The following is a 24,424-nucleotide window of genomic DNA, read 5'->3' as shown; positions in this document are numbered from 1 at the left end:
GGGTGGTCCGATTTCGACTCTGTTCAGAGGCATTATCCCGTTCTGCGGTCATGCGACAGGCGTGGTTTTGTCGCGCGGGTCCGGTGTCAGAATATGCCGCAGCAGGGCGACCGGATGCGCCCGTAGGCTGAGGCGGGTGGCGACGTAGTCCTCGACCACCTGCTCGCCCAAGGTCATTTTCGGCAGATAGGCTTGGGGTTCATCCAACGCCTCGCCCTCCAGATCCTGCGAGAACAAGGGCAGGGGTTTGGCGGTCGCAATTGCCTTGGCCTGCCATAACGCCTCACGCCGGGTCAGGTCGCAGGCGGTAAAGGCGTCGGCCTCGGCCAGCCGTTCGATCACCGATGGTCCCAAACCGGCACGGCGCCAGACATCGTCGACCTGATGGTAGCCATTGCCGCGCGCGGCTGTCAGCCAGCTGGCATCTTCCTCGCTGAGGCCCTTGATCTGGCGGAACCCCAGCCGCAGCGCCAGCCCGCCCTGACCGTCAGGTTCCATCACATTGTCCCAAAAGCTGGTATTGATGCAGACCGGGCGCACTTGCACCCCGTGCTCGCGCGCATCGCGGACGATCTGGGCGGGGGCATAGAACCCCATTGGTTGCGAATTCAGCAGGGCGCAGGCGAAGATGCCCGGGTGGTGGCATTTGATCCAGGCCGAGGCATAGACCAGCAGCGCAAAGCTGGCCGCGTGGCTTTCGGGGAAGCCGTAGGAACCGAACCCTTCGATCTGCGAAAAACAGCGTTCCGCGAAACCCTGTTCATACCCGTTGCGTTTCATCCCGCGCAGGAACAGCGCGCGGAATTCGCTGACATTGCCGTGCTTCTTGAAGGTTGCCAGAGACCGGCGCAGCCGGTCCGCCTGTTCCGGGGTGAACCCTGCGCCGACAATGGCAATCTGCATCGCCTGTTCCTGAAACAGCGGCACGCCCAGCGTTTTGCCCAGCACATCGCCCAACTCGTCCGAGGGAAAGCTGACCTCCTCCTCTCCGTTCCGGCGGCGGATATAGGGGTGGACCATGTCGCCCTGAATGGGGCCGGGGCGGATGATGGCGACCTCGATCACCAGATCATAGAAATTACGCGGCCGCATCCGGGGAAGGAAGTTCATCTGTGCACGTGATTCCACCTGAAACACGCCAATCGAGTCCGCCTTGCACAGCATGTCGTAGACGACAGGGTCCTCGGGCGGCAGGGTGGCGAGCGTATAGCTGGTCTGGTGGTGCTGCCCGATCAGGTCGAACGCCTTGCGGATACAGGTCAACATCCCGAGGCTGAGAACATCGACCTTGAGGATGCCCAGCGTGTCGATATCGTCCTTGTCCCAGCAGATGACCGTGCGGTCCTCCATCGTGGCGTTCTCGATAGGAACAAGCTCGTCCAGACGCCCCTCGGTGATGATGAAGCCGCCGACATGTTGTGAGAGGTGACGGGGGAACCCGTCGATCTCATATACCAGCATTAGAGTCTGTTTTAGACGGCGATCTTCGGGGTCGAGGCCAATCTCGCGCATCCGTTCCGCCTCAAGCCCCGCAGACGAGAAGAAGCCCCAAAGCTGAGATGAGAGCGCTGAGATCGTATCTTCGGTCAGGCCCATCGCGCGGCCAACCTCGCGGATGGCGCGTTTGCCGCGATAATGCACGACCGTTGCGCAAAGGCCCGCGCGGTGGCGGCCATAACGGTCATAGATGTGCTGAATCACCTCTTCGCGGCGCTCATGTTCGAAATCGACGTCGATATCGGGGGGCTCATCCCGCGCCTCGGACACGAAGCGCTCAAAGACCATCGTGCCCATCTCGGGGCTGACTTCGGTGATGCCGAGGCAGAAACAGACGACCGAATTGGCCGCCGAGCCGCGCCCCTGGCAGAGGATGTCGCGCGAGCGGGCGAAATGAACGATATCGCGGACGGTCAGGAAGTAGGGTTCGTATTTCAGCTTGCTGATCAGGGCGAGCTCATGCGCCAGCATCTTTTTCGCCTTCTCGGACGCCCCGGCGGGGTAGCGCCATTGCAACCCTTCATGCGCCAGACGATGCAGGCGTTGGGCCGGGGTTTCCTGCTCGCTGCCCTCGCTGGGGTACTCATAACGCAGCTCGTCCAGCGAGAATGTGAGCTGTTCGCTGAGTTCATGCGCGCGGGCGACGGCCCCCTCATAGCCTTTGAAGATGCGCAGCATCTCGGCCTCGGACCGCAGGCGTTGTTCGCCATTGGCCAGCGCCTCGCGGCCCAACTCATCGACCTTGCGGCGCAGGCGGATGGCGGTCAGCACATCACCCAGCTTGCGGCGCGTGCCGTGATGCATCATCGGTGTGGCGCTGGCGAGTGTGGGGAGGCCAAGTTGCTTTGATTCAGTCTCTAATAAAGGGAAATATGCACTGTCTGCGCCATCATACCGGGGGTGCATCAACAGATGTATCCGCCCGACAAAGCGGCGCGTCAGCTGTTGCGCTTGTGTCCGCCACCCGTCCGCGCCACCCGGAGACCGGGCCGTTTGTGGCCACAGCAGCAGGTGGAGACCGTCAGAAAACTCCAGCAGGTCGGTCAGGTGCAGGATGCAGTCGCCTTTCTCGGCGCGCAGACGGCCCTTGGACAGGATGCGGCACAGATTGGCCCAGCCCTGCCGGTTCAGGGGCAGGGCGGTAACCGTGGGTGCGTCGGTAAAGATCAGCCGTGCCGCCGGCATCAGACGGGGCACCGCGTGGATCGGGTACGAGGGCGGTTTGGGGATGTGATCGGGGCAGGGTGGGCCTATGGAGGTGTTCTGCGCCTCCCACTCCAGCCGTTCGCGCACCTTGCGGGTGATCTCACGCGCCTGCGTATGGGCGCGGACGATCCCGGCGACCGAGTTGTCATCAGCGATGGCGATGGCGGGCAGGCCCAGGGTGACGGCACGCTCCATATACTCCTCGGGGTGGGACGCCCCGGTGAGGAAGGTGAAATTCGACGTGATCGACAGCTCGGCATACATGACGATTCCATATTATATTCACGTTTTGTTCTTTTTCGAGTCCTTTGCGCAGGAAACGGGTCGATTGGGTTTGGTCCGATCGGCAGTGTCGGGAAAAAGGAGACCCAAAATGTTTAAAATCACCGCATTACCCACAGACGACGTACGCGCCCTTCAGGCCGGTCACCCGGATGCTTATGGCGCAACGCCAGAACGGGCCGTTTCCGCGGGTGCCGGTAACCCGTGTCGCCATTGTTTGCAAAATATTCCCGAGGGTGAAGAAATGCTGGTCTTGGCCCACAGGCCCTTTTTAGAGACACACCCATATGCCGAAACCGGGCCGATCTTTCTGTGTGCTGCACCCTGTGAGCGATACGAAGGGCAAGACCTGCCCGAGATTCTGACCTCGTCGCCTGACTACCTTATTAAGGGCTATGGCACAGATGACCGCATCGTCTATGGCACCGGGGCGATCACGCCCACGGATCAGATCGGTGCAAAAGTCAGAGATATCTTTGCCCGACCAGATGTGGCCTATATCCATGTCCGATCCGCGCGAAACAACTGCTATCAGGCCCGAATCGACCGAGACTAAAGCTTGACCCTATGCATTCCCCGGCGCGGCTGATCCGGATCAGCCGCCGGGGCGTCCTCGGAGCGGCTGGATGTCAGGGCGAGGAACACATCCTCTAGATCAGCCTCTTCAGTGCGGACGTCGCGAATGCGGATATTGGCTGCGCGGACGGATTCCAGAACTTGCTCGGCGTTGGTCTGGGCGCTGCGATATTGCAGAACAAGGTTACCATCGTCGCGCAAGGCGGCCTCGACCCCTTCGGTTGCGGGCAGATCGACGACTGGGTTGTCGGGCACGATGACCATGGTACGGCTGTCCATTCGGCCCAGCAGGTTGGCGGTGCTGTCCTGCGCGATTTTCTCACCGTGATTGATGATTGCAATCTCGTCACACATTTCCTGCGCTTCTTCCAGGTAATGGGTGGTCAGGATGATGGTCGTGCCCTGTTCGTTCAGCTTGCGCACATTTGTCCAGAGCATCTGGCGCAGTTCGATATCCACACCTGCCGTCGGTTCGTCCAGCACCAGGATCTTGGGGTGATGCACCAGCGCCTTGGCCAGCAGCAACCGCCGCCGCATGCCACCCGACAGGGTGCGGGCATAGGATTCGGCCTTGTCGCTGAGACCGACCAGTTCAAGGATCTCATCGCTGCGACGCTCGGCCTTGGGCACGCCGTACAAACCGGCCTGTACCTCCAACGCGCCGCGGGGGGTGAAAAACGGGTCAAGGTTCAGCTCTTGGGGCATCACGCCAATCGCGGCGCGGGACTGGCGTGGGTTGCGGTCCTGATCGTACCCCCAGATCGACACGGAACCCGCTGATTTCACCACCAAACCAGCCAGAATGTTGATCAAGGTCGATTTACCGGCCCCGTTCGGGCCCAGCAGGCCAAACACTGACCCCCGTGGAATGCTCAGGTCAATGCCCTTCAGCGCCTGTTTCTCGGGCTGGCCCTTGCCACCCCGATAGGTCTTGCGCAGTCCATCGATCCTGATTGCCGCATCGGTCATGAGACCCTTGCCCCCGGTTTGCTCATCGCTCATAAACGCACCTAATGCATGCCCGCGAGGCCGACAACCAATGAAGGATCGCCAGCCGTGACACTTGATGCACCGGAAACCAAGTTCGTCGAAACCGCACGTGTCGCCTGTGACGGCGGCGAAGGCGCGTTGGGCCATCCGCGTGTCTGGTTGCAGATCCCCGAAGATACCGGCTGGGTCGAGTGCCCGTATTGCGATTGCAAATACGTGCTGTCGGAGCACGACGCGCAATAAATTCGGAGGCCGGATGCTTTTTGCAGTGCAGCTTTTGCGGGTGTCCGATCAGGACCCGATTGCCACAGGCGGACACCGAGACGTGTATGCCTGTCCGGGGCAATCCCACTTATTGGTAAAGGTGACGCGCCCGCGCAAACGGCCCAACCGATCCTTTGCAAAACGGTTGATCCGACGGCTTTTGCCCGATTCTGTTTTTCGCAATGCGCTGAAGGAAATCGAGGGTGAGATGAAGGCGGCGTTGAAAAGCGGCACCGACATCGAGCAACTGCCTTTGGCGCGATGTTTTGGCATAGCGCAAACCGACATTGGCCCGGCGATCGTTGTGGAGCGGATCGAATCCGATGACGGACAGCTCGCACATCCCCTTGCGAAGTTGTGCGAGGATGGAGCGCTGAGCGATGATGTTCTGAATGAATTGAACAGTTTTGCCAAAAAACTGTTTAAGCTTCAAATTGTTGCCCGCGATATTCACGAGACCAACATTGTCTACGGGCTGCGCAACGAAACCCGGATGTTTCTGCTGATCGACGGGTATGGAGAACGCAATCTTGTTCCCTTGCGCACATTGAGCCGCAGGTTGAACGACCGGTCGCTGCACAAGCAGATGAACGGCATCGCCGAGCGTGTGGGGCTGATCTGGGATAGAACCGGGCAGGAATTCCGCGTCGCGTGATTGACGGCCTGCGTTAACGTTCCGGCACAGTTTTCCGGCCTCTTGTGTGGATTGACTACCTTCTTTACTGGCCACCCGCGCGGGCCTGTGGCAGAACCGTTTCCAACCAGAACGGAGCGCGCGCATGAGCAATTTCGGAAAAGGGTGTCACCTGCATCTGATTGACGGATCGGCCTTTATTTTCAGGGCCTATCACGCGCTGCCGCCACTGACGCGAAAGTCGGACGGGCTGCCGATTGGCGCTGTTTCCGGCTTTTGCAACATGTTGCAGAAATATGTTGAAGGGAACGCTGGCCCGGACGCACCGACCCATGTGGCGGTGATCTTCGACAAAGGCTCGCACACGTTCCGCAACGATATGTATGACCTCTACAAGGCCAACCGAGAAGCGATGCCCGAGGACCTGCGCCCGCAGATGCCGCTGACACGCGAAGCGACGAAAGCCTTTAACATCGCTTGCAAAGAGTTGGAGGGATACGAGGCCGACGACATCATCGCGACCCTTGCTGTGCAGGCGCGTGAGGCGGGCGGGCGTGTGACAATCGTAAGCTCGGACAAGGACCTGATGCAGCTGGTTGGCGGCGGTGTCGAAATGCTGGATGCGATGAAGAACAAGCGCATCGACCGCGATGGCGTGATTGAGAAATTCGGCGTTGGCCCTGAACGGGTGGTCGATGTGCAGGCGTTGGCGGGCGACAGCGTCGATAACGTTCCCGGGGCTCCAGGCATTGGGGTCAAGACGGCCGCCCTGCTGATCAACGAATACGGTGATCTGGAAACGCTGCTGGACCGCGCAGAAGAGATCAAACAGCCCAAGCGCCGGCAGACCCTGATCGAAAAGCGCGACCAGATCGAGTTGTCGAAGAAACTGGTGCAGTTGGACGAGAACACACCGCTGGATTTCACGCTGGACGATCTTGAGGTGAAAGATCCCGAACCTGACACCTTGCTGGGTTTTCTGGCAGATATGGAGTTTCGCACACTCACCAAGCGGATCGCGGACAAGTTGGGTGCCGAAGCACCGGCGATTGCCGATGCGCCTGCGCCGGCTGCTGAGGTAGTCGAAGCCGAAGCCATCCCCTTTGATGCGTCGAAATACGAATGTGTGCGGGATGCCGATGCGCTGCAGAAATGGATAGATCAGGCGTATGAGCGCGGCTGGATCGCGGTGGACACGGAAACCACTGGCCTGAATGAAATGATAGCTGATCTTGTCGGCATCTCTCTGTCGGTTGAGCCGGGCGAGGCGTGTTACATCCCGCTGATCCATCGAGAAAGCGCCAGCGATGATCTGTTCGGCTCAGACGCGCTGGCCGAGGGGCAAATACCCGTAAATGAGGCTCTGAAGCTGCTGAAACCGATGCTAGAGGATCCGTCGATCCTGAAGATCGGGCAGAACATGAAATACGACGCCAAGATTTTCGCCCGCTTTGGCGTGAACGTGGCGCCAATCGATGACACGATGCTGATGTCCTATGCAATGCATGGCGGTGAGCATGGGCATGGGATGGACACGCTGTCCGAACGCTATTTGAACCACACGCCGATCCCGATCAAACCGCTGCTGGGTTCGGGTAAATCGGCGATCACTTTCGACAAGGTGCCGATTGATGAGGCGACCGCCTATGCGGCCGAAGATGCCGATATAACTCTGCGCCTGTGGAAGCTGTTCAAACCGCAACTGCATCAGGTGCAGGTGACAACGGTATATGAGACGCTCGAACGTCCATTGGTGCCGGTTTTGGCCGAGATGGAAATGCACGGCATCAAGGTCGACCGCGATGTGTTGAGCCGGATGTCCAATGCTTTTGCTCAGAAAATGGCCGGATTAGAGGCTGAAATTCACGAGCTGGCGGGCGAGAACTTCAATGTTGGCTCTCCGGCCCAGTTGGGTGAGATCCTGTTTGACAAGATGGGTCTGGAAGGCGGCAAAAAGGGGAAGACCGGAAAATACTCGACCGGGGCAGATATTCTGGAAGACCTCGCGACCGAGCATGAATTGCCTCGGCGGGTGCTGGATTGGCGGCAATTGTCCAAGCTGAAATCGACCTACACCGACGCGCTGCAGACCCATATCAATCCAGATACGGGCCGGGTGCATACGTCTTATTCAATCACCGGAGCCAACACCGGGCGTCTGGCCTCGACCGATCCGAACCTGCAGAACATCCCCGTGCGCACCGAGGAAGGCCGCCGTATTCGCGAGGCGTTCATTGCCGAGCCGGGCAATGTGCTGGTCAGCCTCGACTACAGCCAGATCGAGCTGCGCATTCTGGCGCATATCGCTGATATTACGGCCCTGAAACAGGCGTTTTCGGATGGCTTGGATATTCACGCCATGACCGCATCCGAGATGTTCGATGTGCCGCTGGACGAGATGACGCCGGATATCCGCCGTCAGGCCAAGGCTATCAACTTTGGTGTGATCTATGGCATTTCGGGCTTTGGTCTGGCGCGCAACCTGCGCATTCCACGGGTCGAGGCGCAGGGGTTCATCGACCGTTATTTCGAACGCTTCCCGGGTATACGCAAGTATATGGACGACACCGTCGCTTTCGCCAAAGAACATGGCTATGTGCAGACCCTGTTCGGGCGCAAAATCCACACGCCTGAGATAAATGCCAAGGGCCCGCATGCCGGTTTCTCGCGCCGCGCAGCGATCAACGCGCCGATTCAGGGGACTGCGGCAGATGTGATCCGGCGTGCGATGGTGCGGATGCCGGATGCCGTCATTGGTTTGCCTGCAAAAATGCTGCTGCAGGTGCATGACGAATTGCTGTTCGAAGTCGCCGAGGATGCGGTGGACCCTTTGATCGATGTCGCACGCGACGTGATGGAAGGCGCATCTGATCCGGCTGTAAAGCTGGACGTCAAGCTAAGCGTGGATGCCGGACAGGGCGCCAATTGGGCCGAGGCACACTAGCTGCAAAAAATGGGTGCGGCGCTGCTCATCAGGCCCGGCGGGCCCTTTTTGCAGCGGGTCAGCCCTGCGGTCTGACCCAGCCCTCGACCATACGTTTTACTGTTGGTCCAAGGGTCAGGATGACGGCGAAGGCGATGGGCCAGCAAAAAGCCCATGAACCCATCCAGTCACCAAATGTGGATGGTCCGAATCCCACGGCTTTGGCCGTGGCGATGCCAGTGACGATACAGGACATGAGGCCGGACATGATCAGTCCGAACACAGCGTGGGCAAAGCGGGCAGGGATCATTTCGGGCATCCTTAAGGTCGCGATGCCCCGGTTTTAGATATTTTCCCCCTGATTGCCAGACGGAATAGGGAATCTGGCGTCACATCCAGCCCAGTGAATGCACGGTTCTGGATGTTGACGGGGTGTATTCGGCACTAACCCAGCCGGAATATCCCGACGCCGTCATAGCGTTAAAAAGCTGAGCGAAGTCCGTCGGACCGCGTCCCGGTTCAGAGCGGTCCGGGGCGGCTCCGACCTGGGCATGTACGACCCTTGGATGAAACTGTTCCCAAACAGCCAGCGCGTCCCCATGGATCATATGGGCGTGAAAGCTGTCATATTGCAGGCCGACATTTGGGCGGTCGACACGGTCCAGGATATCAGCAGCCAGGTTGTAATCGTTGAGAAAGTAATCGGGCTGAGACAGGGGGTTGAGCGGTTCGATCGTAAATTGTTGGTGCGGTGCAAGGTCGGCCGCCCATTGCAGGTTGTGCACCATGCATTCAAACGCGTCCGGTCCCGAGGAATAGCCTGACATGATGTGGATCAGCCCTGGGCGGAGAACCTGAGCATAGCGCAAAACACGGCGGATATCCGACTGGAACCGGCCTTCACCACCGGGAACAGCGGCATAACCGGGATTGCCGCCGGTGTAATTGGGTGGGGGTGCATTGATCAGCACCAGATCCAAACCGTTGGCAAGCAATGCGCGGTGTGTCTCTTTGGCGGCCAGTTCGTAGGGAAACAGAATCTCGACTGCCTTGAACCCGGCCTCTGCTGCGGCCTGAAACCGGTCCAGGTAGGGAAGCTCGGCAAAGAGCAGAGAAATATTGGCTGCGAATTTTGGCATCGGAGGCCTTTGGTTAGCTGGTGCGCCGACCTTATCCGCGTGGCGATTTCAGCGAAAGAGACTGAAAACGACAGTTTGTCGAAATTCGACCAGATCGGGCTGACTGAATCAGCGAGGGTCGGGGCAACGCGGCGAATCATTTCAGAACGCCGTGCCAACAAAAGGTTCGAACACTATGGCGATGAGCCCAGACCCCGCGCGCGGGAACGCCCTTTCTGCGTCTGCCGGGCAAAATTCGGCCCTGTCCGGCAACGGCTTGGCAGTGGCGTCCATGCTGACGTGGGCGGCTGGGTTTCCGGCGGCCGAGGTGTTGTTGCAGACATGGCCGCCAGTTGCGCTGTTGGTTGCGCGCATGGCCATGGCTGTTGCGTTTCTACTCCCGATTTGGGTCATGATAGATGGCCCGGAACGGGTTCTGCGCGCCCGTTGGGGACATGCGTTTGTTGTCGGCGGGTTTGGCATCGGTCTGGGGATGTTTCTGCTGATCGTGGCGCAAAAACTGACTGACCCGGTCACAACGGCCATCATTGCCTCATGCGCGCCATTGATTGCAACACTGTTGGAACTTGCGTCTGGTACTCGGCGACTCAAGTGGAATTTTGCTGTTGGGGTTCTGATCTCGGTAGTGGGCGGATTGATCGCCACCAGCGCCGTCGCACCGGCACAGTTGGGTTTGGGCGCTGCCTGTGCCGTTGCGGCGACAGCACTGTTTTGCTGGGGTAGCCAGGCAACCTCGCGAGATTTCCCCGAATTAAGCCAGACCGGGCGCGCAGCGGTCACATTTGTTGGCGGGTTCTTCATGGCAACCATCCTGATGGCCGGAGCACATCATCTGGGTATGGATATCGTGCCGTCCATTTCTATCGATTCGCGTCAAATTGGAATGCTGGCGATCTATTCGCTGATTTCCATGGCGCTCAGTCAGATCCTGTTTGTTGCATCGATTGGCAAACTGGGTGTCGCGCTTTCGTCCTTTCACATCAATGTCGCCCCCTTCTACGTGATGCTGATCATGCTGGTGCTGGGCGATGAGTGGAACTGGACCCGTGCGCTGGGCGCAGGGGTTGTCGCGATGGCTGTGGTTCTGGCACAGGACCGTCGGACCGCAAAACCGGCCTAGTCGGTCAGGCTGTCCGACCGGACAAGTGGGAAAAACTGCCCATCGGACCAGACGCCAAACCAGCCATCTTTGTGCGTTGCAATGTCCACAAGGCGATAAAAGCTCTTGCGATCTATGCGCGCCTCAAGATTAGTGCGAACCAATACATAAGGTGACGGCTCATCTGTTTCGGGATCGATGACAATCCGGATTGGGTGATCAGGGCCAGCAATCGCGGTATCACCAACACGGGTCGAAAATGTCAGTATTTGGGCCTGACCCTCGCCTGTCGCGTCAAAATCCACGGCTACAAAGGGCGCATCCTCGACAGTGATTCCCACCTTTTCCACCGGGGTCACAAGGTAGTATTTCCCGTCTTCTTTCTTAAGAATTGAGGAAAAAAGCTTCACAAGCTCGAACCGGTTGATCGGCGACCCTAAATAAGTCCAAGACCCATCTTTTGCGATATGGATGTCCAGATCGCCGCAAAACGGAGGATTCCACAGGTGAACAGGGGGTAAACCCCTGGTTTTGGCCGCTTTGACCGAGGCCGCCAGCCCGTCCGGAGAGGGGGTCACAGGTTTTTGTCCGCTCATTGCTTTTGCCATTTCCTTTTCGCGCGATACACTTCAACCATAATAGTCCACGGAAGGGAAAGTCATGACCGAACCTGCCGACCTCGTGTCCGAGATCGAAGCGCTGGAAATCAAACTGCAAGAGGCCAAGGCCTCGATCACCCGTCGCTTTATCGGACAGGAAAGGGTCGTGGACCTGACGCTGACCGCCCTGTTGTGCGGTGGCCACGCCCTGCTGATCGGCCTGCCTGGGCTTGGCAAGACGCGGCTGGTTGAAACGCTGTCGACCGTGATGGGTCTGGACGGCAACCGCATCCAGTTCACACCCGACCTGATGCCCGCCGATATTCTGGGGTCCGAGGTTCTGGACACAGCCGAGGATGGCAGCCGCCACTTTCGCTTTATTTCCGGTCCGATCTTCTGTCAGCTGCTGATGGCGGACGAAATCAACCGCGCCAGCCCCCGGACTCAGTCAGCGCTTTTGCAGGCGATGCAGGAACGCACTGTGACTGTGGCTGGCGAAGACCGCGATCTGGGTGAACCATTCCACGTATTGGCGACGCAAAACCCGATCGAGCAAGAGGGTACTTATCCACTGCCCGAGGCGCAGCTGGACCGCTTTTTGGTGCGGATAGACGTGGATTATCCCGATCGCCAGACCGAGCGCGATATTCTTTTGGCCACGACTGGCGTGGAAGAGGACGAAGCGCACGAGATTTTCAGCAAGGAAGAGCTGTTGGCCGCTCAGACCCTGTTGCGCCGGATGCCGGTCGGGGACTCTGTTGTGGAACTGATCCTCGATCTTGTCCGCGCCTTCCGCCCCGAAGAGGCGGGTGTTACCGAACGGGTGGCTGAAACCGTCGCCTGGGGCCCCGGCCCCCGTGCTGCACAAGCGCTGATGATGACAGTGCGCGCCCGGGCGATGCTGCAGGGGCGTTTGGCCCCAAATTCCGAGGATGTGCTGGACATGGCGCGCCCGGTGCTCAGCCACCGGATGGCGTTGAACTTTGCGGCGCGGGCGCGCGGTGACAGTTTGGCTGACCTGATCGACTCGACTGCCGCCGGTCTGGTCCGCACCGAGGCTGCGGCGTGAATGCCGCGCTGACCCTTCGAGAAAGATCTGAGGCCGAGGCGTCCCGGCTGCCGCCGTTGTTGGCACGGGCTGAGCAATTGGCCGGAACCGTTCTGCTGGGCGATCACGGACGCCGCCGCTCGGGGCTTGGTGATGACTTCTGGCAATATCGCCCTGCTCAGATCGGTGACAGCCGCCGGATGATCGACCATCGGCGCTCTGCCCGGGGGGATCAGCAATTTGTGCGCGAACGTGAGTGGCAGATTGCGCAATCGGTAATGCTGTGGGTCGATCAGGGCGCGTCGATGCGGTTTGCGTCTGACAAGAACCTGTCCACCAAGGCCGACCGCGCCCGCCTGCTAGGGCTGGCAACCGCGATCCTGCTTGTGCGCGGGGGTGAGCGCGTTGGCCTGACCGGCACGACCCTGCCGCCACGGCGCGGCAACGCGCAGGTCATCCGACTGGCAGAAGCGTGGTCCGAGGATGCTGAGAGCGACTATGCGCCACCCGAACACCGCGCCATGATCCCGCATGCCCGCGCCGTTTTCATTTCCGATTTCCTTGGTCCGCTGGATGAGGTTGAACTGGCCCTCACCAAAGCCGCCGACCGTGGGGTGCGAGGCTTGGTGCTGCAGGTTCTTGATCCAGGTGAAGAAACCTTTCCCTATCGCGGTCGTACGATCTTTGAAAGCGTCGGCGGTTCCGTTCGCCATGAAACCCTAAAGGCCGGAGATCTGCGTGCGCGGTATCTGGAACGGCTTGCCAAGCGTAAGGACGCACTGACCCGGCTGTGCCGCGCGACGGGGTGGCAAATGGGGCTGCATCACACCGATGACAGTGCGCAAGCGGCTCTGTTGTGGCTCTATCGTGCGCTGGATGGGGGCACGGGATGACGGTTCTGGCGGGCATTGGCTTTACCGCTCCGTGGGTGTTGATTGGTCTTTTGACCCTGCCGATCCTGTGGCTGATCTTGCGTGCCGTGCCACCCGCGCCGATCCGTCGGTTGTTCCCGGCCGTGACGCTACTGCTGGGGTTGAGGGATGATGAGAGCGTTTCTGACCGCACCCCATGGTGGCTGCTGTTGCTGCGCATGCTGGCGGCGGCGGCGATTATCATTGGATTGGCCGGACCGGTCCTGAACCCCTCGCGCGATCAGGCAGGCTCGGGTCCGTTGCTGCTGGTGCTGGATGCCAGTTGGGCCGGGGCGACCCGCTGGTCAACGACTCTGGATCAGATCGATGTGCAGTTGACCGAGGCCGGGCGCGCAGGCCGTACTGTGGCCATCCTGCGCCTGACCGAACCTGAAGCCCCCGTATTCCAAGCCGCCGAAGCATGGCGCGGCCGTTTACCCGGGCTGACCCCGACACCGTGGCAACCGACACGGGCGCAAGTCGATATGGCGCTGGCTGCCATGGATCAGGTGGACGGAGGGTTTGACACCCACTGGTTCAGCGATCGCCTGACCTACGAGGGGCACGAAGCGATCCTGTCTGCGCTGCGCGCGCGCGGTGATGTGACAGTCTATCAGGCCCCGTCGCCTGCGGTTGCGATTCTGCCTGCTACATATCAGGACGGGGTTATTCAATTGTCCGCGCAACGGGCGGAACCCGGTCCTGCAGATCGCATCACGATACTGGCTCAGGGGCGTGATCCCGCCGGTGCGATGCGTGTTCTGCAATCGGCCGAGATGGAGTTTGCCAGCGGTGAGACACAGACGCAGGTAGAACTGTCGCTGCCTTCCGAACTGCGCGCGCGCATCACCCGGTTTGAGATTCAGGGTGAGCGTTCGGCAGGGGCCGTCACGCTGACCGATGACAGCTTGCGGCGGCGCGAAGTCGCCCTGATTGCCGGATCGCTGAACCGCGAAGGATTAGAGCTGTTGTCGCCGTTGCATTACCTTACGCAAGTTCTGACCCCAACGGCGGACTTCGTCGATGGCGGGTTGCTGGAAGTCCTGCCCGCCAATCCCGATGTGATCGTGCTGGCCGATGTGGCGAAACTGGCCGGGTCCGAACAAGCGGCGCTGGTCGAATGGGTGGAACAGGGCGGTTTGCTGCTGCGCTTTGCTGGCCCTCGGATGGCGGCCAGCGATCTTGGCCGGGATGCCGAGGATACCCTGTTGCCGGTGCGTCTACGCAGCGGCGGACGCTCGGTCGGTGGCGCGATGAGCTGGGGCGAAGCCAAAGGGCTGGCACCTTTCCCGGAGAACTCGCCCTTCTATGGGCTGCAGGTGCCGGAAGATGTCACAGTGACCACGCAAGTCATGGCGCAACCAGACCCTAATTTGGCGGATCGGGTTATTGCCTCACTTTCGGATGGCACGCCCTTGGTGACGAGAAAAGCGTTGGGTTTGGGGCAGGTGGTACTGTTCCATGTCACGGCAGATGCGGAATGGTCCAGCCTTCCCTTGTCTGGGCTTTTTGTTGAAATGTTGGACCGGCTGGCGGTGTCGTCAGCGGCGAAATCGCGGCAGGAGTCACAGTTGCAAGGCACCACGTGGGAACCGATTCAGGTTATGGATGGCTTTGGTGTTCTGTCTGATGCCGGAAATCTACCGGGCGTCGATGGTGTTGAGCTTGTGACCGGTCAGATCGGTCCCGATCTGCGACCCGGCCTTTACGAAAGCGGCAAACAGAAATTGGCACGCAATGTTCTGACCGATGAAACGGTTCTCAGCCCAGCGGTCTGGCCGTCGGATGTTCCGATCAAGGGCCAGGAGGTCAGCACCGAAACACCCATTGGGGGCATCCTGCTGAGCCTTGCATTGTTGTTACTGACGATCGACGTCATCGCCTCGCTGGCGTTGTCCGGTCGCCTGGGTTTGGCCAGAGCAGCGGCTGTCGCACTGGGGGCGATTTTGCTGGTGCCCGAAGTACAGGCGCAAACGCCCGAAAGTACAGATTTCGCGTTGAGCGCCACACAGGAACTGGTTCTGGCGCATGTTCTGACGGGTGATCAGCAGGTTGACGATATTGCGGCCGCCGGAATGCGCGGATTGGCTCAGACGTTGTTTTTCCGAACCTCGGTAGAACCTGCTGAACCCATAGGCGTGGATCTGGAACGGGACGAGTTGGCGTTTTTCCCGCTGCTTTATTGGCCGATCTCACCCGACCAGCCGCAACCGTCGGCTGAGGCTTATGTCAAGCTCAACGCTTACCTGCGTTCGGGCGGGATGATCCTGTTCGACACGCGCGACGCGGATGTAGCCCGCTTCGGGGCCGCCAGCCCGAATGGGCGCAAGCTGCAACAGATCGCGGCTCCGCTGAATATCCCTTCGTTAGAGCCTGTTCCGCGTGATCATGTCCTGACCCGTGCCTTCTACCTTTTGCAGGATTTCCCAGGTCGCTACGCCGGCACCGAAGTGTGGGTCGAGTCGGCACCCATGGATGCTGAGCAGATCGAAGGCATGCCCTTCCGCAACCTCAATGATAACGTGACGCCGGTGGTGATCGGCGGCAATGACTGGGGTGCGGCCTGGGCCATTGATCGCAACGGTCAGGCACTGCTGCCGGTCGGCCGCGGGTATGCGGGTGAGCGGCAGCGTGAGCTTGCAAACCGCTTTGGTGTCAATCTGGTGATGCATGTGCTGACCGGGAACTACAAATCAGATCAGGTGCACGTGCCTGCCTTGCTGGACAGGTTGGGACAATGACAGGAACCGTCATCTTCGATCCGCTGATCCCCTGGCCCGTTCTGGCCATCGTGGTTGCGATTGCCGTCGCTGGGGTTGCTCTGGCCCTGTGGCGCGGTCTGTCTGGCTGGGCTTTGCGGGGATTGGCGGCGCTGGTTGTGATTGCTGCGCTGTCAGGTCCGGTCTATCAGATCGAAGATCGCGCGCCGTTGACCGATATCGTTCTGATGATCGAGGATGAAAGCGCCAGCCAAACCCTTTCGGACCGGGCGGATCAGACCGCGCAGGCCACAAAGGAATTGGCGGCCGAGATTGAATCCCGTGACAATACGGAACTGCGCCGCATTCGCGTAGGTGACGGAGACGGGGACGAAGGCACTCAAGTCATGGCGGCGCTGAACGAAGCGTTGGCCGAAGAACCACGCGCGCGGATCGCGGGCATTTTGGTGGTGTCGGACGGCATCGTGCATGATGCCGATCAGGCCCCCGACCTGCCCGCGCCCATGCATCTTTTGCAATCAGGGCGTACAACGGATTGGGATCGCCGTCTGATCGTCCGCAATGCACCTGCCTTTGCCATTATTGATGAACCCGTCACCTTGACCCTAAGGGTTGAGGATAGCGGTGCAGCGCCCACTGGGGCCTCGACCGCGCCGCTCGAAATTTCGGTCGACGGGGCCGAAGCCGAACAATTCACGATTCCCATTGGCGTTGATGTAGAGCTGCCGATCACGCTGCCCCATGGCGGGCGCAATGTGATTCAGTTCACCGTGCCAGAGGCTGAGGGCGAACTGACCGATCGCAACAACACCGCGCTGATCCAGATGAACGGGGTCCGTGACCGGCTGCGCGTGTTGCTGGTTTCGGGTGAGCCGCATCCAGGCGGGCGAACATGGCGCAACTTGCTGAAATCCGACAGTTCCGTGGATCTGGTACATTTCACCATTCTGCGCCCCCCCGAAAAGCAGGACGGAGTGCCGGTGGATGAACTTTCGCTGATCGCCTTCCCGACGCGCGAGCTGTTTCTGGAAAAGATCAACGATTTCGACCTGATCATCTTTGACCGCTACAAGCGGCGCGGCATCCTGCCGGCGATCTATCTGGACAACGTCACCAACTATATCAACGAAGGCGGTGCCGTTCTTGTTGCTGCCGGGCCGGATTTTGCCAGCGCCGACAGTATCTTCCGCTCACCCCTGGCACCGATCCTGCCTGCGCAACCCACCGCGCGGGTGATCGAGGAACGCTATGTGCCGATGGTCACCGACCTGGGGCATCGCCATCCGGTCACGACCGACCTTGGCGACTCGGATAATTGGGGTGCTTGGCTGCGCCAGATCGACGTCAATCACCGCACGGGTGATGTGTTGATGACGGGCGTGGATGACCGGCCCCTGTTGGTGCTCAACCGTGTTGGCGAAGGGCGCGTCGCGCTGCTGGCCTCGGACCATGCCTGGTTGTGGAGCCGGGGATTCGAAGGTGGCGGACCGCAGCTGGAATTGCTGCGCCGGTTGGCGCATTGGATGATGAAAGAGCCCGAACTTGAGGAAGAGGCCTTGTGGGCCGAGGCCAATGGTCAGGTGATGCGCATCATCCGTCAGACGCTGGGGGATGAGGTCGGGCCGGTAACCGTAACCCGCCCGAACGGCGAAACGGTCGAGATTACCTTGGATGAGGTCTCGCCGGGGCGGTTCGAAGCACAGTATTTCGGGCCAGAAATCGGCCTCTACCGCCTGCAGGAAGGGGAACAATCTACCGTCATCGGGCTTGGCCCCGCGGCACCCAAGGAATTCGAACGTACGATTGCGACGGCCGAGGTATTGGAACCTGTGATGGCGGAATTGCGCGGCGGTACGGTACGTTTGGAGGAGGGTTTGCCATCGATCCGCAACGTACGTACCGGGCGTCCCGCATCAGGGCGCGGATGGATCGGTCTGACCCCGCGCAACGCCTATGAAACACGTGACGTGACGCAGGCCGGGCTATTGCCACCTTGGCTTGTATTGCTGTTGGCGGGCGGGTTCCTTCTGGCGGGCTGGCTGCGCGAGGGGCGGTGACAGATCAGTCAAACACCACGCTGACCGTGGGATTGCCGGGTAATCCGTCGTAAGACACTGATGCCCCGCCTTTACCCTTCGCAGGTGGGAATAACGGCCCGAATGATCCGACGGAAATCAGGTCCCCGGGTTGAAATTCAATCCCTTTTGACATTAGCCAAAGGGCGGCATTGGCCGGATGCCCCAGTACCGCTGTGCCCGGTACCTGCGCCAGAATCTCGTAATCTGCGGCGCGGAGTGTGACGGTCATATCGGCCAATGCCTGCACTATAGCTGCCGGATCGGACACAGGAATTTCTGCACCCAAAACGCCCAGTTTCGGAGCAACGCCAATTGCTGTCAGCGTGACAGGGGTGATCGGTTCACCCTCGGCAAGGGTCAGGTCAGGTAGTTCGATAAACGGGCGGATGGCTGAGACGCCTTGCAGCACCTCCTCTGGCGACGTGGCCTGATTGATATCCGCTGTGCCAACAACCAGCACCAGATCGGCCTCAAGAACCGGTCGCGCACCCCAGTCTGATGGAACGGTCGCGCCGTCATCCAGCATCATGTCGCGGAACAAAACGCCCTGCACCGGTTCCGACGCGCCAAACCTTTCTTGTGCCGGCGCGCTGGTCAGACCGGCCTTGTAGCCGATGACCGGCCCTAAATGTGGCTCTAATGCGTACACTATTCGCGCTTGCGTACACAGTGCATCGTTCATTGTGCCATCAGGCGAAAGGGCAGATGTAGGCGTAGCTGAGAGGTAATCCGCGACGAACCGATCGATCTGACCATCCGTTGCGCAGCCCGCCGCCACAGGATGAGCAAATACGCCACAGGCCAACAACGCGCCGAAGAAACACCGCATATCACACCTCCGTTTTGGCAAGAGTGGCATGAGGTTCGATCATTGGGCAACGGCTTAAACAGTTCTTCACTCTCTGCCCGGATGCTGGACGCAGATTGTCCCGGAAACACCAAAGATGAGTCTTGCAGGAAAACTGTCACAGGAACGGCGCGCACGTCTGGCGGCCGAGCGGTTGTTGGAAATGAAACAGGCAGAGCTGTCGGCTGCAAACCGCAAACTGGGCCTGCATGCGATGGCATTGACCAAGCGGATCGGTGAAACCCAGGCCGAGGTTGAAACGGTTCGGGGTGAGAATGAAAAGGTCAAATCCGATCTGACGGTCGCCAACGCCAAAATCGAGGTGGCCGAGCGTCGCCTGTGGCATTCAATCCAAACCATTCAGGATGGATTCGCGTTCTTTGACGAGGAAAGTCGCCTGATTGGGGCAAACGCGGCTTACTTAAGCGTCTTTGACGGGCTGGAAGAGGTTGCGCCGGGTGTGACCTATCCGAGGATTTTGGAGATCCTGACGACCGAGGGGCTGATTGATCTTGGGTCCGAGCCGACGCCCGGCTGGCGCGATAGAATGCTGCAGAGATGGGCGATGCCGCACCCCCAGCCCGAGGTTATCCGGCTGTGGAACGGCCATTATATCAAGCTGATCGACCAGCGCGGTCATGGTGGCGATGTGGTGAGCCTGGCCCTAAACATCTCCGCATCCGTGCGGCATGAGGCCGAATTGACCGCTGCTCGTGAACGGGCCGAGGCAGCAAACCGCGCCAAATCGGCCTTTCTGGCCAATATGAGCCATGAAATTCGAACCCCGATGAACGGTATCGTGGGCATGACCGAATTGCTGACCGAAACACCTTTGGATGAAGAACAACGGCTGTATTTGAACACCATCCGCAATTCGGGCGAAGCGCTTTTGGTGATTATCAACGACGTCCTGGACTATTCCAAGATCGAGGCGGACAAGCTGACCCTGCACCCGGAACAGTTCGACTTTGAACGCTGCATTCTTGAAGTCGCGATGCTGCTGCAACCCAGCGTGCGCGATAAAGGTCTGACGCTATTGGTGGATTACGATCTGTTCCTGCCCACATTGTTTGTCGGCGATCCGGGGCGGGTCCGGCAGGTTTTGACCAATCTCGTCGGCAATGCAGTCAAGTTCACGTCCGAGGGCCATGTCCTGATCCGTGTCACCGGTGTGCCGAACCCGGATACCCAATCCTGCGACGTGCATGTTGCAATCGAAGATACCGGCATCGGCATCGACGAAGACAAGATCGGGCACATTTTTGGTGAATTCAATCAGGTCGAAGACGAACGGAACAGGGCCTTTGAGGGGACCGGTCTGGGCCTTGCCATTACCAAGCGACTGATCACATTAATGGGTGGTGCTATCTGGGTGGATAGCGAGCCGGGGCAGGGGTCCTGCTTTGGCTTTCGTGTCTCACTGCCGACCGCTGAAGGCCCGCAACCTGCCCCGCCCGATCTTGACGGGCGCCTGCGCCATGTGATGATCGTCGAGGATTTGGCCGCCAACTGCGCGATCCTGTCCAAACAGCTAGGGCGGCTGGGGGTTCAGGGCACCGTTTGCACGTCGGGGCGAGAGGCGCTGACGGCGCTGGACGACAGTGTGGACCTTCTGCTGTGCGATCATGACCTGCCCGACATGGACGGGCTTGAGCTGGCTGTCATGCTGAAAGACAGGGGGTGGGGCGCTCTGCCGATTGTCGTGATGTCGGCCAATCCCGGTGTCATTCACGCCCACCCCGCACGCCACCTTATCGAAGGCGTTCTGCAAAAGCCGATCCCCAGGGCCGAGCTGTACGCGCGCCTGAAAGCGCTTGGCCCCCCAAAGGGCGTCGAGATGCCACCGATCAATCAGGAACTTAACCAACCCGCATGTGAAGGAACGCAGCGTATCATGCGTGTTCTGGCGGCCGAAGATAACCGGACCAATCAACTGATCCTTAAGAAGATGGTCAAAGATCTGAACATCGACCTGCGCTTTGCCGGCAATGGTATCGAAGCGGTGCAGGCGTATCAGGAATTTGACCCAGACCTTATCTTTATGGATATCTCGATGCCTAAAATGGACGGCAAACAGGCCACAGCCGAAATCCGGCGCCGTGAGATTGAGACTGGCCGTCATGTTCCTATTGTCGCCCTGACGGCTCATGCGGTGGCTGGTGACGATCAGGGAATCTTATCTGCCGGGCTGGATCACTACCTGACCAAACCGCTGCAAAAGCAGACGATTCACCAGATGGTTCTGACCCATAGGCCGGATGATTGTTGCCCGGTTGTTGCAGAGGAAATCCGGGCTGACTAGATTGAACCCATGTCTGAAGATCGTGGATTTCAGCCCCGCGCGCTGGGTGAGATTGCCATCCGCTGTGTGGATATGGCCGCCATGGTCGCGTTTTATGAAAACGTGATCGGGTTAAAGCGTCTTAGCGGTGACCACAACAGCGCGATCACCTTCTTCCAGATTGCGCCCGGATATAGTGGCCACACGCAGGTCCTGGCCCTGTTTCACCACACAGTTGCTCCGCGACTAGGCCTGCATCCTATCGGATCGCAAAAACCGGTGACAGGTGGAGCGTCATCCCTGCATCACATCGCATTGTCGCTGCCATTCGACGAACAAGAAGCAGTGATGCAGTGGTATGACCACCTTGGCCAGCCCTACCGGATCGAGCAGTTCGGATGGATCGGTTGGCGCGGTATCTTCACCGAAGACCCCGAAGGCAATACTGTTGAACTCGTCGCTTATGACCCATCTATGTTGGATCAGGCCTGATAGGGCCGCACAAAGACGGGTTTGTTTTCTTCTGACAAATCGGGGCGGTATTCATAGCCACCTGAGTCAAAGTCCAGCAGTCCTTTGGGGTCGTCCAGTCTGTGCTGAATGACATACCGCGCCATCGCACCGCGCGCTTTTTTGGCGAAAAAGCTCACGATCTTTGGCGTGCCGGCTTTGTCTTCCATGAAAACAGGGGTGATAACGCGTAGCTTTAGCGCTTTAGGGTCTACTGCGCCGAAATATTCCTGGCTGGCGCAGTTGACCAGAACGTCCGATCCAACCTCAGCACCTTGCGCATTAAGCGCTTTGCTCAGCTGATCGCGCCAATATTCATACAAGTTCTTTCCGCGGCGGGTTTTTAGCTTGCTGCCCATCTCAAGCCGATAGGCCTGAATGGAATCCAGCGGGCGCAGCACACCGTACAGACCGGAAAGAATGCGAAGATGATCCTGCGCCCAGGCCATCTCCTCAGCATCCAGCGACGCAGCTTCGAGCCCCTGATAGGTGTCGCCCGCAAAGGCCAGCGCGGCGGGGCGTGTCACATCCGCCTCGGGCGCGTCTGAGAACGCGCGATACCGGTCGCGGTTCAAGCGCGCGAGATCATCGCTCAGGTCCATCAGCTTTTTCAGATCACCCAGCGTCAAATTGCGAGCGGTTTTCGACAGACGGATGGCATCGTCCTGAAAGTCTGGCTGCGTGACTTCGACATCCCGTTCCGCCCAGTCCAGCCGCTTGGCCGGGGAGATAACTACCAGCATATCCGCTCTCTTTCCTTGCCTGTTCTGGGCCGTATCTAGTCCGTCTGTCGCAGCACGTCCAGAAAGGCGGCTCCAAACCTTTCGTGACGGCGGTCACCCAGAACATGTTCGATCGCGCGCGGGTCATCTGATCGCAACTGTGCGACCTTGGCCAGTTGCGAGGCCGAGCAAGTTAGCGGCTTGTCGATCCCCTCCGGACCGCGTGACAGCTGCGACTGCACTTCAAGCAACTGGTCATAGATATTGCCCTGATCCCGGCCGGCCAATTTGCGGCGCGCGGGATGAACGGCTTCAACCTCACCGGCGACGACTTCAAGAAAGGTGTCACCGTAACGTTCCAGCTTTTTCGCGCCGACCCCGCCAATTCGGGCCATATCGTCTAGGGACATGGGGCGTTTCTCAGCCATTTCGATCAGCGTGCGGTCGGGGAAGATGACATAGGCCGGAACCCGCGCGGCTTCGGCTAAAGCGCGCCGTTTGGCTTTCAGGGCCGACAGCAGCGGCGCGTCTTCCTCGGACACCATCATTTTGACCGCCGGGCGACGTCCGGCCTTGCGCAATGTGTCCTTGCGCAGGTTGATCCGGGCCTCACCCTTCAGGATGGGCTTGGCAGCCTCGGTCATTTGCAGTGCGCCGTGGCGTTCGGCGTCCGGGCGGACCAGATCATACCCCATCATCTGCCGAAAGATCGCCTGCCATTGGGGTCGGGACCACTCTTTGCCGATCCCATAGGTCGATAGCTGGTCATGGCGTCGCGCAAGAATCTTGTCGGTTTCATTGCCGAGCAGGATGTCGATCAGATGGCCGGCGCCGAACCATTCCTCGGTGCGCAGGATCGCGGACAACGCCATGCGGACGGGCGTGGTGCCATCGAACACCTCTGGTGGGGCGTCACACAGATCGCATTTTCCGCAAGGTTCTGCCTGTTCACCGAAGTAGCCCAACAGAGTTTGACGGCGGCATTCCAATGCCTCGGCCAGACCCAATAGAGAATTCAGGCGTGCATGGTCGGCCATGCGGCGTTCCGGTGGGGCCAACCCTTCGTCGATTTGCGAGCGGCGCAGGCGGATATCGTCGGGGCCGAACAGAGTTAGCGTCTCGGCAGGGCCACCGTCACGGCCCGCACGACCGATTTCCTGATAATAGGCTTCGATGGATTTGGGCAGGTCCGCATGGGCGACCCATCGAATGTCGGGTTTGTCGATGCCCATGCCAAAAGCCACGGTGGCAACCACGATCAACCCGTCTTCGCGGGCAAAGCGGGTTTCGACGATACGGCGATCCTCGGCCTCCATCCCGCCGTGGTAGTGGCAGGCGGAATGCCCTTCGGCGCGTAAGGCTTGCGCGAGCACCTCGGTTTTGTTGCGGGTGCCGCAATAGACAATGCCCGACTGGCCTTTGCGCGCTTCGGCGAAGTCGAGGATCTGTTTACGGGGGCCATCCTTGGTGCCGAAGGCCAGATGGATGTTGGGGCGGTCGAAACCGCGTAGGAATTTGTTGGGAGGTGTGCCGTCGAACAGTTTTTCGACAATCTCGTCTTGCGTTTCGGCATCCGCGGTGGCGGTAAAAGCGGCGAGGGGGACGCCCAGCGCGCGGCGCAGTTCTCCGATCCGTAGATAGTCTGGCCGGAAATCATGGCCCCACTGGCTGACGCAATGGGCTTCATCCACGGCAATCAGACTGACGTTGATCCGGCGCAGCATCCCCAGCGCCGACCCTGCCGCCAGACGTTCGGGGGCCATGTAAAGCAGCTTGAGCCGCCCGGCCTCCAGCGCTTCCCACACGGCATCTGTTTCTTCGGGTGTGTTGCCCGAGGTCAGAGCACCTGCTTCAACGCCGGCCTCTTGCAACCCGCGCACCTGATCGCGCATCAGGGCGATCAGCGGGGAAATCACCACCGTCACGCCATCCCGCATCAACGCAGGCAGTTGGAAACACAGGGATTTACCGCCACCAGTTGGCATGATCGCCAGCACGTTTTCACCTGCGGTCACGGCATCGACGATCTCTTCCTGCCCGGGGCGGAAGTCGTCGAATCCAAAGACATCTCGCAGCATCGGTGCGGCGTCGAACATGT

At 59.7% G+C, this 24,424-nt stretch carries 19 protein-coding genes; 11 read left to right on the top strand and 8 right to left on the bottom strand.

Going from position 1 to position 24,424, the window contains the following annotated elements:
* Positions 1 to 48: 48 nt before the first annotated feature.
* Positions 49 to 2,967 (bottom strand): error-prone DNA polymerase, encoded by a 2,919-nt coding sequence (locus AC2FIS_RS09825; protein WP_496773120.1) that lies wholly within the window; start codon positions 2,965 to 2,967, stop codon positions 49 to 51.
* A gap of 109 nt (positions 2,968 to 3,076) precedes the next feature.
* On the opposite strand from AC2FIS_RS09825, the gene AC2FIS_RS09820 reads away from it, so the two are divergent.
* Positions 3,077 to 3,541 carry a DUF1203 domain-containing protein gene (locus AC2FIS_RS09820; protein ID WP_496773118.1) on the top strand — a complete coding sequence of 155 codons (465 nt, stop codon included), beginning with the start codon at positions 3,077 to 3,079 and terminating at the stop codon, positions 3,539 to 3,541.
* On the opposite strand, the gene AC2FIS_RS09815 is transcribed toward AC2FIS_RS09820, so the two are convergent.
* A complete protein-coding gene (locus tag AC2FIS_RS09815) occupies positions 3,538 to 4,530 on the bottom strand; it encodes an ABC transporter ATP-binding protein (RefSeq protein ID WP_496773342.1) in 993 nt (330 codons plus the stop codon). The genes AC2FIS_RS09820 and AC2FIS_RS09815 overlap by 4 nt on opposite strands.
* 87 nt (positions 4,531 to 4,617) lie before the next feature.
* Here AC2FIS_RS09815 and AC2FIS_RS09810 point away from each other — a divergent pair, with 87 nt between their 5' ends.
* The 3 genes from AC2FIS_RS09810 to polA all read left to right on the top strand — a co-directional run bounded on the left by AC2FIS_RS09810 (position 4,618) and on the right by polA (position 8,393).
* Positions 4,618 to 4,794 (top strand): zinc-finger domain-containing protein, encoded by a 177-nt coding sequence (locus tag AC2FIS_RS09810; protein ID WP_108859985.1) that lies wholly within the window; start codon positions 4,618 to 4,620, stop codon positions 4,792 to 4,794.
* A 13-nt stretch (positions 4,795 to 4,807) separates the two neighbouring features.
* Complete coding sequence (locus AC2FIS_RS09805) at positions 4,808 to 5,470, top strand: YrbL family protein (RefSeq protein WP_496773116.1); 663 nt, start codon at positions 4,808 to 4,810, stop codon at positions 5,468 to 5,470.
* A gap of 124 nt (positions 5,471 to 5,594) precedes the next feature.
* Positions 5,595 to 8,393 (top strand): DNA polymerase I, encoded by a 2,799-nt coding sequence (gene polA, locus AC2FIS_RS09800; RefSeq protein WP_496773114.1) that lies wholly within the window; start codon positions 5,595 to 5,597, stop codon positions 8,391 to 8,393.
* Between the two features lie 58 nt (positions 8,394 to 8,451).
* Here polA and AC2FIS_RS09795 read toward each other — a convergent pair whose 3' ends face one another.
* Both AC2FIS_RS09795 and AC2FIS_RS09790 read right to left on the bottom strand, forming a co-directional pair.
* Positions 8,452 to 8,682 carry a DUF2798 domain-containing protein gene (locus tag AC2FIS_RS09795; protein WP_496773112.1) on the bottom strand — a complete coding sequence of 77 codons (231 nt, stop codon included), beginning with the start codon at positions 8,680 to 8,682 and terminating at the stop codon, positions 8,452 to 8,454.
* 79 nt (positions 8,683 to 8,761) lie between these two features.
* The gene (locus AC2FIS_RS09790) at positions 8,762 to 9,511 is read right to left on the bottom strand and encodes a hydroxypyruvate isomerase family protein (protein ID WP_496773110.1); all 750 of its coding nucleotides are present in this window, start codon (positions 9,509 to 9,511) and stop codon (positions 8,762 to 8,764) included.
* A 175-nt stretch (positions 9,512 to 9,686) separates the two neighbouring features.
* On the opposite strand from AC2FIS_RS09790, the gene AC2FIS_RS09785 reads away from it, so the two are divergent.
* Complete coding sequence (locus AC2FIS_RS09785; protein WP_496773108.1) at positions 9,687 to 10,631, top strand: DMT family transporter; 945 nt, start codon at positions 9,687 to 9,689, stop codon at positions 10,629 to 10,631.
* On the opposite strand, the gene AC2FIS_RS09780 is transcribed toward AC2FIS_RS09785, so the two are convergent.
* A complete protein-coding gene (locus tag AC2FIS_RS09780; protein WP_496773107.1) occupies positions 10,628 to 11,206 on the bottom strand; it encodes a DUF1285 domain-containing protein in 579 nt (192 codons plus the stop codon). The two genes, AC2FIS_RS09785 and AC2FIS_RS09780, sit on opposite strands and share 4 nt — an antisense overlap.
* A gap of 64 nt (positions 11,207 to 11,270) precedes the next feature.
* Here AC2FIS_RS09780 and AC2FIS_RS09775 point away from each other — a divergent pair, with 64 nt between their 5' ends.
* From AC2FIS_RS09775 to AC2FIS_RS09760, 4 genes are read left to right on the top strand one after another with little or no spacing between them, the layout of a single operon-like run.
* Positions 11,271 to 12,278, top strand: a complete 1,008-nt coding sequence (locus AC2FIS_RS09775) for an AAA family ATPase (RefSeq protein WP_496773106.1) — start codon at positions 11,271 to 11,273, stop codon at positions 12,276 to 12,278.
* Entirely contained in the window at positions 12,275 to 13,150 is an 876-nt protein-coding gene (locus tag AC2FIS_RS09770) for a DUF58 domain-containing protein (protein ID WP_496773105.1), read from the top strand. The genes AC2FIS_RS09775 and AC2FIS_RS09770 overlap by 4 nt, the downstream gene beginning before the upstream one ends.
* Positions 13,147 to 15,909, top strand: coding sequence for a DUF4159 domain-containing protein (locus AC2FIS_RS09765; protein ID WP_496773104.1), 2,763 nt, complete (start codon positions 13,147 to 13,149; stop codon positions 15,907 to 15,909). The genes AC2FIS_RS09770 and AC2FIS_RS09765 overlap by 4 nt, the downstream gene beginning before the upstream one ends.
* A complete protein-coding gene (locus AC2FIS_RS09760) occupies positions 15,906 to 17,945 on the top strand; it encodes a hypothetical protein (RefSeq protein WP_496773103.1) in 2,040 nt (679 codons plus the stop codon). Before AC2FIS_RS09765 ends, AC2FIS_RS09760 begins: the two co-directional genes overlap by 4 nt.
* A gap of 4 nt (positions 17,946 to 17,949) precedes the next feature.
* Here AC2FIS_RS09760 and AC2FIS_RS09755 read toward each other — a convergent pair whose 3' ends face one another.
* Positions 17,950 to 18,795, bottom strand: a complete 846-nt coding sequence (locus tag AC2FIS_RS09755; protein ID WP_496773102.1) for a 2-keto-4-pentenoate hydratase — start codon at positions 18,793 to 18,795, stop codon at positions 17,950 to 17,952.
* Positions 18,796 to 18,910: 115 nt separating this feature from the next.
* Between AC2FIS_RS09755 and AC2FIS_RS09750 the strand changes: the two genes are divergently transcribed.
* Positions 18,911 to 21,115 carry a response regulator gene (locus AC2FIS_RS09750; RefSeq protein WP_496773101.1) on the top strand — a complete coding sequence of 735 codons (2,205 nt, stop codon included), beginning with the start codon at positions 18,911 to 18,913 and terminating at the stop codon, positions 21,113 to 21,115.
* A 9-nt stretch (positions 21,116 to 21,124) separates the two neighbouring features.
* Positions 21,125 to 21,586: a VOC family protein gene (locus tag AC2FIS_RS09745; RefSeq protein WP_109313673.1), complete on the top strand. Its 462-nt coding sequence runs from the start codon at positions 21,125 to 21,127 to the stop codon at positions 21,584 to 21,586.
* Here the strand turns inward: AC2FIS_RS09745 and yaaA are convergent.
* Both yaaA and recQ read right to left on the bottom strand, forming a co-directional pair.
* Positions 21,577 to 22,347: a peroxide stress protein YaaA gene (yaaA, locus tag AC2FIS_RS09740; protein ID WP_109313672.1), complete on the bottom strand. Its 771-nt coding sequence runs from the start codon at positions 22,345 to 22,347 to the stop codon at positions 21,577 to 21,579. The genes AC2FIS_RS09745 and yaaA overlap by 10 nt on opposite strands.
* A gap of 35 nt (positions 22,348 to 22,382) precedes the next feature.
* Positions 22,383 to 24,422, bottom strand: a complete 2,040-nt coding sequence (gene recQ, locus AC2FIS_RS09735; RefSeq protein WP_496773099.1) for a DNA helicase RecQ — start codon at positions 24,420 to 24,422, stop codon at positions 22,383 to 22,385.
* Between the last annotated feature and the right edge of the window lie 2 nt (positions 24,423 to 24,424).

The sequence above is a fragment of the Ruegeria sp. CDSB113 genome (genome assembly GCF_059611045.1).
Note: the sequence above shows the minus strand (reverse complement) of the source record. Positions and strands in the feature narration are given on the sequence as shown.

What these genes read in the sequence shown, in the direction of transcription:
- AC2FIS_RS09825 (WP_496773120.1), bottom strand. Translation starts at nt 2,967, where the DNA reads ATGTATGCCGAGCTGTCGATCACGTCGAATTTCACCTTCCTCACCGGG.
- AC2FIS_RS09820 (WP_496773118.1), top strand. Translation starts at nt 3,077, where the DNA reads ATGTTTAAAATCACCGCATTACCCACAGACGACGTACGCGCCCTTCAG.
- AC2FIS_RS09815 (WP_496773342.1), bottom strand. Translation starts at nt 4,530, where the DNA reads ATGACCGATGCGGCAATCAGGATCGATGGACTGCGCAAGACCTATCGG.
- AC2FIS_RS09805 (WP_496773116.1), top strand. Translation starts at nt 4,808, where the DNA reads ATGCTTTTTGCAGTGCAGCTTTTGCGGGTGTCCGATCAGGACCCGATT.
- polA (WP_496773114.1), top strand. Translation starts at nt 5,595, where the DNA reads ATGAGCAATTTCGGAAAAGGGTGTCACCTGCATCTGATTGACGGATCG.
- AC2FIS_RS09795 (WP_496773112.1), bottom strand. Translation starts at nt 8,682, where the DNA reads ATGATCCCTGCCCGCTTTGCCCACGCTGTGTTCGGACTGATCATGTCC.
- AC2FIS_RS09790 (WP_496773110.1), bottom strand. Translation starts at nt 9,511, where the DNA reads ATGCCAAAATTCGCAGCCAATATTTCTCTGCTCTTTGCCGAGCTTCCC.
- AC2FIS_RS09785 (WP_496773108.1), top strand. Translation starts at nt 9,687, where the DNA reads ATGGCGATGAGCCCAGACCCCGCGCGCGGGAACGCCCTTTCTGCGTCT.
- AC2FIS_RS09780 (WP_496773107.1), bottom strand. Translation starts at nt 11,206, where the DNA reads ATGAGCGGACAAAAACCTGTGACCCCCTCTCCGGACGGGCTGGCGGCC.
- AC2FIS_RS09775 (WP_496773106.1), top strand. Translation starts at nt 11,271, where the DNA reads ATGACCGAACCTGCCGACCTCGTGTCCGAGATCGAAGCGCTGGAAATC.
- AC2FIS_RS09765 (WP_496773104.1), top strand. Translation starts at nt 13,147, where the DNA reads ATGACGGTTCTGGCGGGCATTGGCTTTACCGCTCCGTGGGTGTTGATT.
- AC2FIS_RS09760 (WP_496773103.1), top strand. Translation starts at nt 15,906, where the DNA reads ATGACAGGAACCGTCATCTTCGATCCGCTGATCCCCTGGCCCGTTCTG.
- AC2FIS_RS09755 (WP_496773102.1), bottom strand. Translation starts at nt 18,795, where the DNA reads ATGCGGTGTTTCTTCGGCGCGTTGTTGGCCTGTGGCGTATTTGCTCAT.
- AC2FIS_RS09750 (WP_496773101.1), top strand. Translation starts at nt 18,911, where the DNA reads ATGAGTCTTGCAGGAAAACTGTCACAGGAACGGCGCGCACGTCTGGCG.
- AC2FIS_RS09745 (WP_109313673.1), top strand. Translation starts at nt 21,125, where the DNA reads ATGTCTGAAGATCGTGGATTTCAGCCCCGCGCGCTGGGTGAGATTGCC.
- yaaA (WP_109313672.1), bottom strand. Translation starts at nt 22,347, where the DNA reads ATGCTGGTAGTTATCTCCCCGGCCAAGCGGCTGGACTGGGCGGAACGG.
- recQ (WP_496773099.1), bottom strand. Translation starts at nt 24,422, where the DNA reads ATGTTCGACGCCGCACCGATGCTGCGAGATGTCTTTGGATTCGACGAC.